Genomic DNA, 14971 nt, shown 5'->3' on the forward strand with positions numbered 1-14971 from the left:
GGTAATGGTACTGGGGGCATCGGCCTTGCACAAGCGAAGCAGGCAGGCGGAGCATTCCCCTCGGCGGCTTATTTCGCTACCCTTGATGCTTTGATCGGTGCAGCGCGGCCCGCCGGGCCGTCGACCTTGCTCCCCGCCAGCGTCCACGACCTCGCATGCGAGCCCCGGGCCCTGCCGACAGGAGGCTTTCGCCCGTCCTGTGCCGACCGCTCATCGCTTTAGGAATGCTGCATGTCCACCCCCACCGTCCGCGAACAATTCCTTGTCATCAGTGCCCTGGGCCCCAACCCCATGGAGCTGGCCAACGTCCTCAGCCGCGCTGCCTTCGAAAACCGCTGCGCGGTGGTCACCTCGCGCCTGAGCCGCCACGGCGAGACCAGCGCCCTGGTACTGCAGGTAGGCGGCAGCTGGGACGCCCTGGCGCGCCTCGAAGCCATGCTGCCGGGCCTGGGCAAGAAGCACGGCCTGACCCTGGACGTGGTGCGCAGCGCCGACCAGGAAGTGCGCCCGCAGGCCCTGCCCTACGTGGCCTACGTCAGCGCCGCCTACCGCCCGGACATCATCAACGAGCTGTGCCAGTTCTTCCTCGACCACCGCGTCGAGCTGGAAGCCATGACCTGCGATACCTACCTGGCGCCGCAGACCGGCAGCAGCATGCTCAATGCACAGTTCACCGTGATTCTGCCGGCCGGCACCCAGATCAGCTGGCTGCGTGACCAGTTCCTGGACTTTGCCGATGCCCTGAACCTCGATGCGCTGATCGAGCCATGGCGTCCACAGAACCCAATGTAAGGAAACCGACCATGGCTGTAGCACTCGACCAACCCGTTGCCGACTTCCAGGCCCAGGCCACCAGCGGGCAAACCGTCAGCCTGGCCGAGCTCAAGGGCCGGCAAGTGGTGGTGTACTTCTACCCGAAGGACAGTACCCCGGGCTGCACCACCGAGGGCCAGGGCTTCCGTGACCAGCATGACGCCTTTGCCGCGGCCAACACCGTGGTGTTCGGCGTGTCGCGCGATGGCATCAAGTCGCACGAGAACTTCAAGGCCAAGCAAGGCTTCCCGTTCGAGCTGATCAGCGACAAGGACGAAGCCCTGTGCCAACTGTTCGACGTGATCAAGCTGAAGAAGCTGTATGGCAAGGAATACATGGGCGTTGACCGCAGCACCTTCCTGATCGACAAGGACGGTGTGCTGCGCCAGGAATGGCGTGGGGTGAAGGTGCCCGGGCATGTGGATGCCGTATTGGCTGCTGCTCAGGCCCTGAACAAGGCTTGAGATTGTATGGGGGCGCTTTGCGCCCCTTTCGCGACACAAGGCCGCTCCTACAGGGAATCGCGTTCCCTTGTAGGAACGGTCTTGCGTCGCGATGGGCCGCAAAGCGGCCCCAGTTACATCAAAGCATCGGTGAAACGCTAGGCTCCTGCCGCGGCCAGGCATCCAGCACGGCCTTGATCAAGGTCGCCAGCGGGATCGCAAAGAAGATCCCCCAGAACCCCCACAACCCGCCAAACAGCAGCACCGCGCAGATGATCGCCACCGGGTGCAAGCTGACCGCCTCGGAGAACAGCAGCGGCACCAGCACGTTGCCGTCCAGCGCCTGGATGATCGCGTACACCGTCATCAGGTAGATGAACTGGTCGCCCCAGCCCCACTGGAACAGCGCTATCAAGGTCACCGGCACCGTGACCACAACCGCGCCCACGTAAGGCACCACCACCGACAGCCCGACCAGCAGCGCCAGCAGTGCCGCGTAGTTGAGCCCCAGGCTGATGAAGGCTATGTAGGTGGCAATGCCGCAGATCAGGATCTCGATGCCCTTGCCGCGAATGTAGTTGGCGATCTGCCGGTTCATCTCGCTGCCCAGCCGGTTCAGCAGGGTGCGCTGGCGTGGCAGGTAACCGCTGACCCAACGGCCAATCAGTTCGCGGTCCTTGAGAAAGAAAAACACAAGGATCGGCACCAGCACCAGGTAGATCATGGCGTTGACCAGCAGCGGCAGGCTCGATAACGAAAAGGTCAGTGCCCACTGGCCGAACTTGCCGATTTCCCCGCGCACCGACTCGATGGCATGCAGCACCTGCTCGTCCGACACCAGGTGCGGGTAGCGCTCAGGCAACAGCAACAGCAACGACTGCCATTTGCCGAGCATGCCCGGCAGTTCGTTGAACAGGGTGATCAACTGGTGCCACAGCAACGGCACCAGTACCAGCATGAACACCGCCAGCGCGCCCATGAACAGGGCGAACACCAGCAGCACCGCCAACCGGGTCGGCACCCGTACACGCTCCAGGGCGTTGACCAGCCCCTGCATCAGAAACGCCAGCACCATGCCCGCCAGCACCGGCGCAAGCATGCCACCCAGGGTGAGTACCGCAGTAAAAGCCAGGAACAACAGAACCGCCAGCACCACCGCTTCCTCATCGGAGAAGTAGCGCTGCATCCAGTCGCGAAGCACTTTGAACATTGACGATCCTTGGAAAGACTCAGGCCTTGCGCAGCCAGTAAGTGTAGGTGCCGGCCTCGGCCGTTTCCCGCAGCAGGGTATGACCTGCCAGCTGGGCGAAAGTGCGGAAGTCGCGCTGGGAACCGGCGTCGGTGGCGATTACCTTGAGCACCGCGCCGCTGGCCAGGCGGTTGAGCTCCATCTTTGCCTTCAGCAGCGGCAAAGGGCAATTCAGCCCGCTGGCGTCCAGTTCGGCGTCACAGGTCAGGGTGTCACTCATTGCGGGGCTCTCCAAAAGGCATTGCCAGGCTGTATCTGGATTTGGCCGGCTAGGATAGCGCCACTGGTCGCCAACGTGTGAGCCCGCTACAGTAGGTATCTTTGACCGACGCGAGCTTCATGCATGAATCTACTGCGCCCTACCCTGCTGACGCTGGCCTGCCTGTTGGCCCTTCCAGGCCACGCTGACGACCTGCCATCACTGGGTGATGCCAGTTCCGCGATCGTCTCGCCGCAACAGGAGCACCAGCTCGGCCGTGCCTGGCTGAGCCTGCTGCGTGGCCAGGTCAACCAGCTCAACGACCCGCAGCTCAAGGACTACGTCGAAACCAGCGTGTACCGCCTGGCCGAAACCAGCCAACTGCAGGACCGCCGCCTGGAATTCATCCTCATCGACAGCCGTGAGCTCAACGCCTTTGCCGCCCCGGGCGGCATCGTCGGGGTCAACGGCGGGCTGTTCCTCAACGCCCAGACCGAAGGCGAGTACGCCTCGGTACTGGCCCACGAACTGGCGCACTTGTCGCAGCGCCACTTCGCCCGTGGCGTCGAGGCCCAGCAGCGCATGCAGCTGCCGATGATGGCGGCGCTGCTGGCCGGTATCGTGCTGGCCGCCGGTGGCGGCGGTGATGCCGGTATCGGTGTGATCGCCGGTACCCAGGCGGCGGCGATCCAGGAACAGCGGCGTTTCTCGCGGCAGAACGAACAGGAAGCCGACCGCATCGGCATCCAGAACCTGGAAAAGGCCGGCTACGATCCGCGCAACATGCCGACCATGTTCGAACGCCTGGCCCGGCAATACCGCTACGACGCCAAGCCGCCGGAGTTCCTGTTGACTCACCCGGTGACCGAGTCGCGTATCGCCGACACCCGCAACCGTGCCGAGCAGGCCCCCAAGGGCGGCGTCGAGGACAGCATGCGCTACCAGCTGATCCGCGCCCGGGTGGCACTGACCTACGAAGGCACCCCAGGGCTGGCGGCCAAGCGCTTCCGCGCCCAGTTGGACGAAGACCCCAAGCTGGACGCAGCACGCTACGGCCTGGCACTGGCGCAGATCAAGGGCGGCCAACTGAACGAAGCACGTGAACTGCTCAAGCCGCTACTGGCCAAGGCGCCCAACGACATTACCTACAACCTGGCGCAGATCGACCTGGACATCACCAACAACCGCCTGGCCGACGCGCAGCAGCGCGCCGAACGCATGCAGGGGTTGTACCCGGGCAATTACCCGCTGAAGCAGGTGCGTGCCGACCTGCTGGTGAAGCAGAACAAGCCCGCCGAGGCGGAAAAGGTGCTGAACGAACTGGTGAAGAGCCGGCCGGATGACCCGGACGTGTGGTACGACATGGCCGAAGTGCGTGGCCTTTCGGGAAATACCATTGGCTTGCACCGGGCGCGGGCCGAGTATTTCACCCTGGTGGGCGATTTCGACCAGGCGATCCAGCAGCTGGATTACGCCAAGCGCCGATCGGGTGGCAACTTCCCGCTGGCAGCACAGATTGACCAGCGCCAGCGCGAGATCATGGAGCAGCGGCGCATGGTTCAGGAAATGATGGGGCGTTGAGGACCTCTTCGCGGGTGAACCCGCTCCCACAGGGACCGCACCGCTTGCAAAGGCGATGCAGTACCTGTGGGAGCGGGCGTGCCCGCGAAGAAAGCGACGCGGTATATCGTCAGGCGTTCCCGGACAACTTCAGGCGCGCGGCCTGGGTAAAGTCCAGCATCCGGTTCAACGGTTTGATCGCCTTGGGCACCAGCGCCGGGTCGACAAAAATCTCGTTCGTGCCGTTACGCAGGCAATCCAGCACACGTTCCAGGGTGTTCATCGCCATCCAAGGGCAGTGCGCGCAGCTGCGGCATGCCGCGCCGTTACCGGCGGTGGGGGCTTCGACGAACTCCTTGTCCGGGCACAGCTGCTGCATCTTGTAGAAGATGCCGCGGTCGGTGGCGACGATGAAGGTCTTGTTCGGCAGGGTCTGGGCAGCCTTGATCAGCTGGCTGGTGGAGCCCACCGCGTCGGCCAGCTCGATCACCGCTTCTGGCGACTCGGGGTGCACCAGAATCGCCGCATCCGGGTACAGCGCCTTCATGTCGGCCAGCTGGCGCGACTTGAACTCTTCGTGAACGATGCAGGCACCGTCCCACAGCAGCATGTCGGCACCGGTTTGCTTCTGGATGTAACGGCCCAGATGCTGGTCCGGGCCCCAGATGATGGTTTCGCCGTTGTCCATCAGGCTCTCGACGATTTCCAGCGCGCAGCTCGAGGTCACCACCCAGTCGGCACGGGCTTTCACGGCAGCGGAAGTGTTGGCGTAGACCACCACGGTACGCTCGGGATGCTGGTCGCAGAACGCCGAGAACTCTTCCACCGGGCAGCCCAGGTCGAGCGAGCAGGTGGCTTCCAGGGTCGGCATCAGCACGCGCTTTTCCGGGGTGAGAATTTTTGCGGTCTCGCCCATGAAACGCACACCGGCAACGATCACGGTTTCGGCCGGGTGGTTCTTGCCGAAGCGGGCCATTTCCAGCGAGTCGGACACGCAGCCGCCAGTCTCCTCGGCAAGCGCCTGGATGACCGGGTCGCAGTAATAGTGGGCGACCAGCACGGCGTTCTGGGCCTTGAGCTCGGCAGCAATGGCCGCACGGTATTCGGCCTCCTGCTCGGCTGTCAGCGGGTTTGGCTGCTTGGCGTCGAGGTGGGCCTGAACCAACAGGCGTTCGGAAATCTGGGTCATGATCGCTGGACCTGCAGGCGCGTGCGCGCGTCGAATCGAGTGTATCACCCGGCCCTGACAGATCGGCTAAGGGCGCCGGACGGCTCGCAGGCCGCCACGGCCCTCTGCGGGCGCGGATTATTATCGGAGGCCGAAGGCTACAGACAATCCGGCGATTTCTAAAGTGGTTTTTGTGTTGCCTGTGCTGGCCCTTTCGCGGGCGCGCCCGCTCCCACAGGAATTGGGCAGACCCTGTGGGAGCGGGTTTACCCGCGAAGAGGCCGGTACAGGAGAAACGATCAGCCCTGCGGCGAGAGGGCCGCCAGGTGCGCCGCGATGAGCATGGCGAACTCTTCCACGGTCATCTTCTTGCCATTGAAGTCGACCATGCCATCGGCATAGTGCAGGCTGCTCACCACATCATTGCCCTGCACGGTGGCCATGCCGCTCTGCAGCGCCATCATGCCGACCATTTCCCCGGCCTGGCTCGATTGCATGGCAATGGCCTGGGCGTCGGTCTGGCCATCCAGCAGTGCCTGCAAGGTTGCCAGGTCACCGATCATCGGCTTGGACAACGACAGCTTGCTCTTCACCTCGGTGATCAATTGCTTGCTCAACTGGTCTGGCGGCAGGTCGAAGCTGGCCGGGGCGGCGAAGCCCATCGACAGGTCAAAGCGGCTTTCGCCATTGGCAGTCCTGAACGAAAGGTTTTCCACCGCCACCCGGGGCTTGGCAGCCAGCAGTTTCTGCAGCTCGCCCTGGAACCTGGCCTTCTCCTCATCGTCCATCTGGATTTCCGGCACCGGCTGGCCAGCGGCAGCGGCGGCCTCGAATTCCGGCAGGTGCGCCTGGTACCAGGTGGACAGCGCCTGTAGCGCCGGCGCGTTGACCGAAGTGATGCTCACCGCCATCTGCGCCTTGCCCACGGCACGGCCATCCCAGGTGATATCCCCGACCTTGTACTCCACGCGACCACCCACGGTATCCGGGCCGTCAAGGGTTTGCAGGGCGTTCTGCTCCAATGCCTTGATTACCAGCACCTGTTGTTTGGGCCCAAGGGTGACCTTGGTTTCGGCCAGCGCCAGGTCGACGTTACCCACATAGATGGCCTCGTGCGCGGTGGCCGCCAACTGGCCGCCGACTTTCAGGCCGTTGAGCTCGAAGGTGGCAGGCGGCTGGTCATCGCGTACCAGTTTCATCACGAACCGGTCGGCCTGGCCCTGGAAGTTCGAGGCCTTGCCTTCCTGGTCACCGCTGACCTGCAGTTGCATGCCCGAGAAGTCGAGGCTGTTGCCATCCGCTTCGTCGAGCTTGACCGGTGCCAGCCGTACCTGGCTGACCACATTACCGTCGTAGCCCAGGCTGGTCTGAGCGCTGACCGGGGCTTGCTCGCCCGCTGCGGCGAACCACGGTGCGGTGGTGTCGTCCTTCTGCAGCGTGCTGTTGCTGACTGCCAGCACCGGCATCAGCTTCAATGCCTTTACCCGTGACCAGGGAAACGGGCCGTGCTCGATCTGGTCGGTCACGCCCACGTCGAAATTCACCACTTCGCCTTCGCCCAGGTTGATATCGCGGGCCTTGAGCCGGTACTGGGCGGTACTGCTGAAGAAATGCTGCTCCAGCGACACCCGTTCGATGCTCATGCTGCCACCGGTGCTCACCAGGGCCTTCTTGAGTTCCGCGTTGCTGCGGACCAGGGCGTTGTCCAGCTCTGCTGGCAGCTGCTTGCCGGTGTACCAGGCGCCAGCGGTGGTTGCGACGGCGATGGCGATAGCCAGGCCGGAAAGGATGCCAACTGATTTCTTCATGAATAGAACCGATTGCTGTCCATAAGGGCTTCGTAGGCGGCCAAGGGCCACACAGGACGCCAAGAGTACCACCGCAGCCCAGCCCTGGCGCTGGCCAGGCTCAAGAAATCCCGTTTTTGGGAAGCGCCTGACATGCCTTCCAAGGCAGGCCGGCATTCGTTAATTTTTGCGAACACCAAAATTGATCAAAACCGCAAAAAAACGCGCAAAAACCGAACAAAACCCCACTTTGATCGATAAATATTTCAATCCAGCAACATCTTGTCATGTTTAACTTGACACTAAGCTACCCATCGTTTTTTATTTTCACCACTTTGCGCGCTCCCCCGCGTCCCCGCTGCTCCAACAATAAAAGGTGAACAACATGGAGCCCACCCGCTCGCCCTTGCCGCATGCGCAGTACACCGTGCCCGCCGTTTACGCCCAGCCGCAGGAGCCATGCCAGCATGCAGCCTGACCACAGCGCCTCCGGCAACGGCCAACTCCGTAAAACCCTGCGTCTGTGGCACGTGATCATCATCGGCCTGGCCTACCTGACCCCCATGACCGTGTTCGACACCTTCGGCATCGTTTCCGGGATAACTGCCGGCCACGTACCCAGCGCCTACATCCTGGCGCTGGCCGGGATCCTGTTCACCGCCGTGAGCTACGGCACCCTGGTAAGACGCTTCCCGCAGTCGGGCTCGGCCTACACCTACACCCAACGGGCGATCAACCCGCACGTGGGCTTCCTGGTCGGCTGGTCGTCGCTGCTGGACTACCTGCTGCTGCCAATGGTCAACGCGCTGCTGGCCAAGCTGTACCTTTCGGCCATGTTCCCAGAAGTACCGGAGTGGATGTGGGTGGCCGGCTTCGTCACCTTGATCAGCCTGATCAACATGCGCAGTGTGAACCTGGTGGCGCACTTCAACCTGCTTTTCGTGGCCGTGCAGGTGGCGATCATCGCCGTGTTCATCTACCTGTGCGTACGCGGCCTGGACCAAGGTGAAGGGCTGGGTACCGCCTGGAGCCTGCTGCCGTTCGCCGACGACCAGACTCAGTTCAGCGCCCTGGCCGCCGGTGCGACCATCCTGTGCTTCTCGTTCCTCGGTTTCGACGCTGTCACCTGCCTGTCCGAAGAAACCCACAACCCGAGCAAGACCATCCCACGGGCTATCTTCCTCACCGCACTGATCGGCGGCGTGGTGTTCATCACTGTGTCGTATTTCATCCAGGCTTACTTCCCGACCATGGCGCGCTTCCATGACCATGAAGCGGCACTGCCCGAAATCGCCCTGTACGTCGGCGGCAAGCTGTTCCAGTCGATCTTCATCGCCTGCACCGTGATCAACACCATCGCCTCGGGCCTGGCTTCGCAGACCAGCGTGTCGCGCCTGCTGTACGTGATGGGCCGTGACAACGTGCTGCCGGCCAGCCTGTTCGCCCGCCTGCACTCGCGCTACAAGACGCCAGTGCTGAATATCGCGGTGGTGGGGCTGATTTCGCTGTCGGCGATCTTCTTCGACCTGGTCACCGCCACCTCGATCATCAACTTCGGTGCGCTGGTCGCGTTCAGCTTCGTCAACCTGTCGGTCATCAACCACTGCTACCTGCGCGAAGGCAAGCGGCAAGGCCTGGCCAACCAGCTAAAGTACCTGGTGCTGCCGACCATCGGCTTCTGCATCATCGTCTCGCTGTGGCTGGACCTGAATGCCCACTCGCTGATGTTCGGTGGCGTCTGGGCTGTGCTCGGCTTGCTCTACCTGGCCTGGCTGACCAAGGCTTTCAGGAACGCGCCGCCCAACTACGTCGCTGAATGACCGTCGCTGAATGACCCATGCTGCCGACAACGCCCGCGCCTGATCGCGGGCGTTGCATTTGATCGAAAAGGAAAGCCCTCATGCCGCTGCGTCGCCTCTCCATCCAATGGAAGATCACCCTGCTCGCCGGCCTCTGCCTGCTGGCCATCGTCGCCCTGCTGGTAACCACATCGCTGGCCCAGGCGCGGCGCAGCGCGGCGTTGGTCAACCAGGCCAACACCGAAATGCTCGACAGCAGCGCACGCCTGCGCCTGGAGGCCCATGCCAAAACCCAGGCCCTGCGCATTCAGCGCTATTTCATGGACGCCTACCAGTACGGCAATGGCTTTGCCCGCCTGGTGCAGGTGCTCAAGGCCCGTGGCGGCAACGACCTGCGCGCCGAGCTGACGCGCCAGGCCCGTGCCAGCCTGGCTGGCAACCCGGATGTGATCGGCCTGTACCTGGTATTCCAGCCCAACGCTCTGGACCCGGACAGCCAGTACCTCGGCCAGGATGCCATGGGCAGCAACGAGGCCGGGCGTTTCTCGCTGTACTGGTCACAACCCAGCCCCGGCACCCTGGAGCTTGAAGCCATGCCGGAATCGATGCTCGGTGACGCCAGCATCGGCAGCAACGGCGCGGCGAAGAACCGTTGGCTGACCTGTCCGCAGGACACCGCCAGAACCTGCATGCTCGAGCCATACCTCGACGAAGTGAATGGCCGACAGGTGCTGATGACCAGCATCGCGCTGCCGCTGCTGGAGCACGGCAAGGTGGTCGGCGTGGTCGGCCTGGACATCGGCCTTTCCAACCTGCAGCAGTTGAGCCTGGACGGCCGCCGGGAGCTGTTCGACGGCCAGGGCCAGGTCAGCATCGCCAGCGCGGCCGGCCTGCTGGCCGGCAATAGCCGCGACGACAGCAAGCTGGGCGAGCCGATGGACAAGACGGTAGCCGGCGGCCTGCTGCGGGTTGCCCACCCGTTCACGCCAATCCCTGACGCCGCCCCTTGGCAGGTATTGCTGGAACTGCCGGAAAGCGTGCTGCAGGCGCCTGCCGTAGCCCTCAACCAGCGCCTGGACACGCACAACCACAGCGCCAACCTCACCAGCCTGCTGGTTGGTCTGGGCGCTGCGGTAGTCGGCTTGCTGCTGGTGTGGCTGACCGCGCGCGGTGTGACCCGGCCAATCCTGGCCGTGGCCGCGCGCCTGGAAGACATCGCCAGCGGCGAAGGCGACCTCACCCGCCGCCTGGACTACGCCCGCCAGGACGAACTGGGCCAGCTTACCGGTTGGTTCAACCGCTTTCTCGACAAGCTGCAGCCGGTCATAGCCCAGGTCAAAGGCTCGCTGCGGGAGGCACGCAGCACTGCCGACCAGTCGGCAGCCATCGCCAGCCAGACCAGCAACGGCATGCAGCAACAGCACCGCGAAATCGAACAGGTGGCCACCGCCGCCAATGAGATGAGTGCCACCGCCCTGGATGTCGCCCACAACGCCTCGCAGGCGGCCCAGGCCGCACGCGCTGCCGACCAGGCCAGCCGCGAGGGCCTGCAACTGATCGACAGCACCCGGCAGGGCATCGACCGCCTGAATGCCGGCATGAACGCTGCCATGGACGAGGCGCACGCGCTGGAAGGCCGCAGCGGGCAGATCGGTTCGGTACTGGAAGTGATCCGCACCATTGCCGAGCAAACCAACCTGCTGGCGCTCAACGCCGCCATCGAAGCTGCCCGCGCAGGCGAAGCCGGGCGTGGTTTTGCCGTAGTGGCCGATGAAGTGCGCGGCTTGGCCCAGCGTACCCAGGTGTCGGTGGAGGAAATTCGCCAGGTCATCGAAGGTTTGCAGCAAGGCACCCAGGATGTGGTGGGCGCAATGCACGAAGGCCGGCGTCAGGCCCAGGACAGCGCCGCGCGGATGGAGCAGGCGGTGCCAGCCTTGCAACGTATTGGCGAGGCAGTGGCGGTGATCAGCGACATGAATCTGCAGATTGCCTCGGCAGCCGAAGAGCAGAGCGCCGTGGCAGAGGAGGTAAACCGCAATGTGGCCGGCATTCGCGATGTGACCGAATCGCTGGCCGGCCAGGCAGACGAGTCGGCGCGGATCAGCCAGGCCCTGAACCGGCTGGCCAACCAGCAGCAGGCGTTGATGGAGCAGTTCCGCGTCTAGCCTGTCAGGGCCTCTTCGCGGGTAAACCCGCTCCCACAAGGTCGGCGCCGCCTTCAAGGTCAGAGCATAAAGCTGTGGGAGCGGGTTTACCCGCGAAGAGGCCAGCACATACAACACAGCAGCAGGGCTATTTACCGAGCACAATCATGCAAACCCCAACCAGATCTTCCTTCTTTGACATCACCAGCGAACAGGGCCTGCTACGCACCTCGATCGCTGTCACCCTGTTCATCGCCGTCATCGGCATCGCCTTCGGCCTGGCGTCTGGCTCGTTCTCCATCGTGTTCGACGGCGTCTATTCGCTGGTCGATGCCAGCATGAGCGGGCTGTCACTGGTGGTGGTCAGGCTGATTACCGCGCACACCACCAGCGTGCAGATGTCACGCAAGCTGCGCGAGCGCTTCACCATGGGCTTCTGGCACCTGGAGCCGATGGTGCTGGCCCTCAACGGCATCCTGCTCAGCGGCGTGGCCATCTATGCGCTGATTAACGCCGTCAGCAGCCTGCTGCAAGGCGGGCGCCACCTGGAGTTCGGTATCGCCATGGTCTACGCGGTGCTGACCGTGATCGCCTGCGTGACCATTGCCATTGTCGAGGCCCGTGCCAACCGCAAGCTGGGCTCGGATTTCGTGCGCATGGACGTCAAGGGCTGGGTGATGTCGGCCAGCATCACCGCTGCGCTGTTGATCGCCTTCTGCTTTGGATATGCGGTGCAGGGCACGTCGCTGGAGTGGGTGTCGCCGTACATCGACCCAGCGGTGCTGGCGCTGGTCTGCCTGGTGATAGTGCCGTTGCCGATGTCGGTGGTGCGCCAGGCTCTTTCGGAAATCTTCCTGGTGACCCCCGGCGACCTCAAGCTGCACGTGGATGAAGTCGCCAAGGCCTTCGTTGCACGCCATGGATTGCAGTCGTACCGCGCCTATGTGGCCAAGGTCGGGCGCTCGCGGGAGATCGAACTGTATTTCATCGTACCCAAGGCCATGGCCGCGAAAACCATCGATGAATGGGATGCGTGGCGCAACGAGATCGGTGATGCCGTGGGGGGTGAAGGGCCGGACCGCTGGCTGACGGTGGTGTTTACCGGGGATCCGGAGTGGGCTGAATAAGCCATCTGGAGTCTGCGCAGCCCCTGTAGGAGCGGCCTTGCGTCGCGATCGGGCTGCGCAGCAGCCCCAGCAATTTGTGCATTTTTGCTGAAACCCTGGGGCTGCTGCGCAGCCCGATCGCGACGCAAGGCCGCTCCTACAAGCGATCGCGCAAACCGAGCAATAAAACTCGGCCAACGGAAAACGAAAAAGCCCGCCACCGTTGCCGGTAGCGGGCTTTGACGTACTGAGTATGGTGGGTCGTGTAGGATTCGAACCTACGACCAATTGGTTAAAAGCCAACTGCTCTACCAACTGAGCTAACGACCCGTTGGATGGCGCGTATAATACTGATTTCTAACGGGAAATCAACACCCCATCAAACTTTTTTCAAAAGTATCGCGTCGGGTCTTCGACACCAGCTGCCTTGAAGCCGTCGGCACGCAGGCGGCAGCTGTCGCATTTGCCGCAGGCGCGGCCGTCATCGTCGGCCTGGTAGCAGGAAACGGTCAGGCTGTAATCCACGCCGCGAGCCATGCCAGCCTGTACGATCTGCGCCTTGCTCATGTTCTGCAGCGGCGCCTGAATACGGAAGCCCTGCCCTTCGACGCCGGCCTTGGTCGCCAGGTTGGCCATGCGCTCGAAGGCTTCGACGAACTCCGGGCGGCAATCGGGGTAGCCGGAGTAATCAACGGCATTGACGCCAATGAAGATGTCGCGAGCTTCCAGCACCTCTGCCCAGCCCAGGGCCAGGGACAGGAACACAGTGTTGCGCGCCGGCACGTAGGTAACCGGGATGCCTTCACCTGGGGCTTCCGGCACATCGATGCTGCTGTCGGTCAACGCCGAACCGCCGATGCCGTCCAGGTTCAGGCCAATCACCTTGTGCTCGACCACGCCCAGGTCGCGGGCGACCCGGGCAGCGGCGTTCAGTTCGGCGCGGTGGCGCTGGCCGTAATCGAAACTCATGGTGTAGCAGCTGTAGCCTTCGGCCTTGGCCATGGCAACCACGGTGGCCGAGTCCAGGCCGCCGGACAACAGGATTACTGCGCGTTTGTCGGTCATGTGTGCTTGCTCCTCAATCAACGTCCGGGTTCGTCGTTCCACAGCAGCTTGTGCAACTGCAGCTGGAAGCGCACGGGCAGGTTGTCGGCGACGATCCAGTCCGCCAGGTCGCTGGCGTTCACCTGGTGGTGGCTGGGCGAGAACAACACCTCGCCAGCACGCTCGGCCAGGTTGTACTGGATCAGCTTGGAGACCGCCCAGTCGTAGTCCTCACGGGAACAGATGACGAACTTGACCTGATCGTTGCGGGTCAGCTGCTCGATGTTCTCGTAGCGGTTACGGTGCGATTCCTCGGAGCCTGGGGTCTTCAGGTCGACCACGCGGCTGACGCGGGTGTCCGTGCCGGCAATATCCAATGCGCCGCTGGTCTCCAGCGAAACCTCGTAACCGGCGTCACACAGCCGCTGCAGCAGCGCCAAGGCGTTGGGCTGGGCCAATGGCTCGCCACCAGTGACGCAGACGTAGCGCGGCTTGAAGCCGGCGACCTGCTCGAGGATCGAATCGAGGGTGCGAACGGTACCGCCACTGAAGGCATAGGCACTGTCACAGTACTGGCAGCGCAGGGGGCAACCGGTGAGGCGCACGAATACCGTGGGCAACCCAGCCGTTCGCGTTTCACCCTGCAAGGAGTAAAAGACTTCGGTAATGCGTAATGTGTCTTGCATGCTCGCCACGGGCGTGACAGCTAAACAGGCTGCCCGCCTCCGTCAGGCACTGCCGCGGACTCGACATAGCGTTATCCGCAGCAGCGTGTTTACGAAAAAAGGGCAGTGATTCTAACGAAAAAACCCGCGACAGGCGCGGGTTTCTTTCAAACGGTGCTACTTAGAGCTTCTGCAGGTCACGCTGAGCCAGTTGCGCGGCCGAGGTGCCGGGATACTGGGTGATGACCTGCTGCAGGATACCCTTGACCTTGTCGGTGTGGCCCATGCGGCGCTCGACGTCGGCCAGCTTGTACAGCGAATCCGGCACCTTGCTGTGCTTCGGATACTTCTGGCTGACCTGGGCGAAGGCCTGGCTGGCGGCCGGCAGGTCGCCCTTGGCCAGGTTCACTTCACCCAGCCAGTACTGGGCATTGCCGGCGTACTGGCTGTTGGGGTACTTGCGCAGGAAGGCGTTGAACGCCTGGCTGGCCTTGTCGAAGTCTTTCTGCTTGATCAGGTCGAAAGCGGCATCGTAGTAGAGCTTTTCTTTCGCCGGATCACCGGGCTCGCTACTGGCGGCCGGTTGTTGCGCAGCAGCACCTGCTGCTGCATCGGGGGCGGTACCGGATGCACCACCACCGGAGGAATTGTCAGGGGTCGCGGCAGGCGCGGCGCCACTGTTGATGCGACGGTCCAGGTCCTGGTAACGCTCCAGGTTTTCCTGCTTCATGCGCGACACATCGTTCTGCAGCTCTTCGATGATGCCTTGCTGGCGGGAAAGCTGATCCTGCATCTGTTGCAGCTGCATGAACAGCTGGCCCTGTGCAGAGGCAGGGGCCGAAGCCCCTGACCCGGCATAGGCGCCGCTCGTGCCATAACCCGCAGGCGGATAGCTGCCTGCGTTGTCATCTACTACAGGGACCTCAGCCCAGGCCGCGAGCGGCAGGCTGAGTGCGAGGACGGTTACTACACGGCGGCACATACGCATGAGAAC

General features: G+C 63.2%; 13 protein-coding genes and 1 tRNA gene. 6 read left to right on the forward strand and 8 right to left on the reverse strand.

The window, feature by feature from the left end; all coding sequences use genetic code 11:
- Positions 1–231 precede the first annotated feature (231 nt).
- Together J5M58_RS01090 and J5M58_RS01095 are read left to right on the forward strand one after the other, a co-directional pair.
- Positions 232–792, forward strand: coding sequence for a glycine cleavage system protein R (locus J5M58_RS01090; RefSeq protein WP_013973793.1), 561 nt, complete (start codon positions 232–234; stop codon positions 790–792).
- Between the two features lie 11 nt (positions 793–803).
- The gene (locus tag J5M58_RS01095) at positions 804–1277 is read left to right on the forward strand and encodes a peroxiredoxin (protein WP_013973794.1); all 474 of its coding nucleotides are present in this window, start codon (positions 804–806) and stop codon (positions 1275–1277) included.
- A gap of 118 nt (positions 1278–1395) precedes the next feature.
- On the opposite strand, the gene J5M58_RS01100 is transcribed toward J5M58_RS01095, so the two are convergent.
- A complete protein-coding gene (locus J5M58_RS01100; RefSeq protein WP_112254222.1) occupies positions 1396–2466 on the reverse strand; it encodes an AI-2E family transporter in 1071 nt (356 codons plus the stop codon).
- A gap of 19 nt (positions 2467–2485) precedes the next feature.
- Positions 2486–2725: a sulfurtransferase TusA family protein gene (locus J5M58_RS01105; protein ID WP_008097503.1), complete on the reverse strand. Its 240-nt coding sequence runs from the start codon at positions 2723–2725 to the stop codon at positions 2486–2488.
- 123 nt (positions 2726–2848) lie between these two features.
- Here J5M58_RS01105 and J5M58_RS01110 point away from each other — a divergent pair, with 123 nt between their 5' ends.
- A complete protein-coding gene (locus J5M58_RS01110; RefSeq protein ID WP_112254223.1) occupies positions 2849–4285 on the forward strand; it encodes a M48 family metalloprotease in 1437 nt (478 codons plus the stop codon).
- A 109-nt stretch (positions 4286–4394) separates the two neighbouring features.
- Here J5M58_RS01110 and nadA read toward each other — a convergent pair whose 3' ends face one another.
- A complete protein-coding gene (gene nadA, locus J5M58_RS01115) occupies positions 4395–5453 on the reverse strand; it encodes a quinolinate synthase NadA (RefSeq protein WP_003254747.1) in 1059 nt (352 codons plus the stop codon).
- Between the two features lie 278 nt (positions 5454–5731).
- Entirely contained in the window at positions 5732–7240 is a 1509-nt protein-coding gene (locus J5M58_RS01120) for a YdgA family protein (protein WP_207876954.1), read from the reverse strand.
- A 446-nt stretch (positions 7241–7686) separates the two neighbouring features.
- Here J5M58_RS01120 and J5M58_RS01125 point away from each other — a divergent pair, with 446 nt between their 5' ends.
- The 3 genes from J5M58_RS01125 to J5M58_RS01135 all read left to right on the forward strand — a co-directional run bounded on the left by J5M58_RS01125 (position 7687) and on the right by J5M58_RS01135 (position 12289).
- Positions 7687–9039 carry an APC family permease gene (locus J5M58_RS01125; protein WP_112254226.1) on the forward strand — a complete coding sequence of 451 codons (1353 nt, stop codon included), beginning with the start codon at positions 7687–7689 and terminating at the stop codon, positions 9037–9039.
- An 80-nt stretch (positions 9040–9119) separates the two neighbouring features.
- Positions 9120–11183, forward strand: coding sequence for a methyl-accepting chemotaxis protein (locus J5M58_RS01130; protein ID WP_207876956.1), 2064 nt, complete (start codon positions 9120–9122; stop codon positions 11181–11183).
- A 146-nt stretch (positions 11184–11329) separates the two neighbouring features.
- On the forward strand, positions 11330–12289 hold the full coding sequence (locus J5M58_RS01135; RefSeq protein WP_112254228.1) for a cation diffusion facilitator family transporter: 960 nt from the start codon (positions 11330–11332) through the stop codon (positions 12287–12289).
- A gap of 233 nt (positions 12290–12522) precedes the next feature.
- Here the strand turns inward: J5M58_RS01135 and J5M58_RS01140 are convergent.
- The 4 genes from J5M58_RS01140 to ybgF form a co-directional block, all read right to left on the reverse strand.
- Positions 12523–12598, reverse strand: a tRNA-Lys gene (locus J5M58_RS01140).
- 60 nt (positions 12599–12658) lie between these two features.
- Complete coding sequence (gene queC, locus J5M58_RS01145) at positions 12659–13333, reverse strand: 7-cyano-7-deazaguanine synthase QueC (RefSeq protein WP_207876960.1); 675 nt, start codon at positions 13331–13333, stop codon at positions 12659–12661.
- A 17-nt stretch (positions 13334–13350) separates the two neighbouring features.
- Positions 13351–13998, reverse strand: coding sequence for a 7-carboxy-7-deazaguanine synthase QueE (gene queE / locus J5M58_RS01150; RefSeq protein WP_112254230.1), 648 nt, complete (start codon positions 13996–13998; stop codon positions 13351–13353).
- A 160-nt stretch (positions 13999–14158) separates the two neighbouring features.
- A complete protein-coding gene (ybgF, locus tag J5M58_RS01155; RefSeq protein ID WP_112254231.1) occupies positions 14159–14965 on the reverse strand; it encodes a tol-pal system protein YbgF in 807 nt (268 codons plus the stop codon).
- Positions 14966–14971: the final 6 nt, after the last annotated feature.

Origin of the sequence: Pseudomonas sp. 32_A (assembly GCF_017490905.1) — a bacterium.
In the GTDB taxonomy this organism is placed as follows: Bacteria; Pseudomonadota; Gammaproteobacteria; order Pseudomonadales; family Pseudomonadaceae; genus Aquipseudomonas; species Aquipseudomonas inefficax.

Coding starts and splice junctions, on each gene's coding strand:
- J5M58_RS01090 (WP_013973793.1), top strand. CDS start 232: ATGTCCACCCCCACCGTCCGCGAACAATTCCTTGTCATCAGTGCCCTG.
- J5M58_RS01095 (WP_013973794.1), top strand. CDS start 804: ATGGCTGTAGCACTCGACCAACCCGTTGCCGACTTCCAGGCCCAGGCC.
- J5M58_RS01100 (WP_112254222.1), bottom strand. CDS start 2,466: ATGTTCAAAGTGCTTCGCGACTGGATGCAGCGCTACTTCTCCGATGAG.
- J5M58_RS01105 (WP_008097503.1), bottom strand. CDS start 2,725: ATGAGTGACACCCTGACCTGTGACGCCGAACTGGACGCCAGCGGGCTG.
- J5M58_RS01110 (WP_112254223.1), top strand. CDS start 2,849: ATGAATCTACTGCGCCCTACCCTGCTGACGCTGGCCTGCCTGTTGGCC.
- nadA (WP_003254747.1), bottom strand. CDS start 5,453: ATGACCCAGATTTCCGAACGCCTGTTGGTTCAGGCCCACCTCGACGCC.
- J5M58_RS01120 (WP_207876954.1), bottom strand. CDS start 7,240: ATGAAGAAATCAGTTGGCATCCTTTCCGGCCTGGCTATCGCCATCGCC.
- J5M58_RS01125 (WP_112254226.1), top strand. CDS start 7,687: ATGCAGCCTGACCACAGCGCCTCCGGCAACGGCCAACTCCGTAAAACC.
- J5M58_RS01130 (WP_207876956.1), top strand. CDS start 9,120: ATGCCGCTGCGTCGCCTCTCCATCCAATGGAAGATCACCCTGCTCGCC.
- J5M58_RS01135 (WP_112254228.1), top strand. CDS start 11,330: ATGCAAACCCCAACCAGATCTTCCTTCTTTGACATCACCAGCGAACAG.
- queC (WP_207876960.1), bottom strand. CDS start 13,333: ATGACCGACAAACGCGCAGTAATCCTGTTGTCCGGCGGCCTGGACTCG.
- queE (WP_112254230.1), bottom strand. CDS start 13,998: ATGCAAGACACATTACGCATTACCGAAGTCTTTTACTCCTTGCAGGGT.
- ybgF (WP_112254231.1), bottom strand. CDS start 14,965: ATGCGTATGTGCCGCCGTGTAGTAACCGTCCTCGCACTCAGCCTGCCG.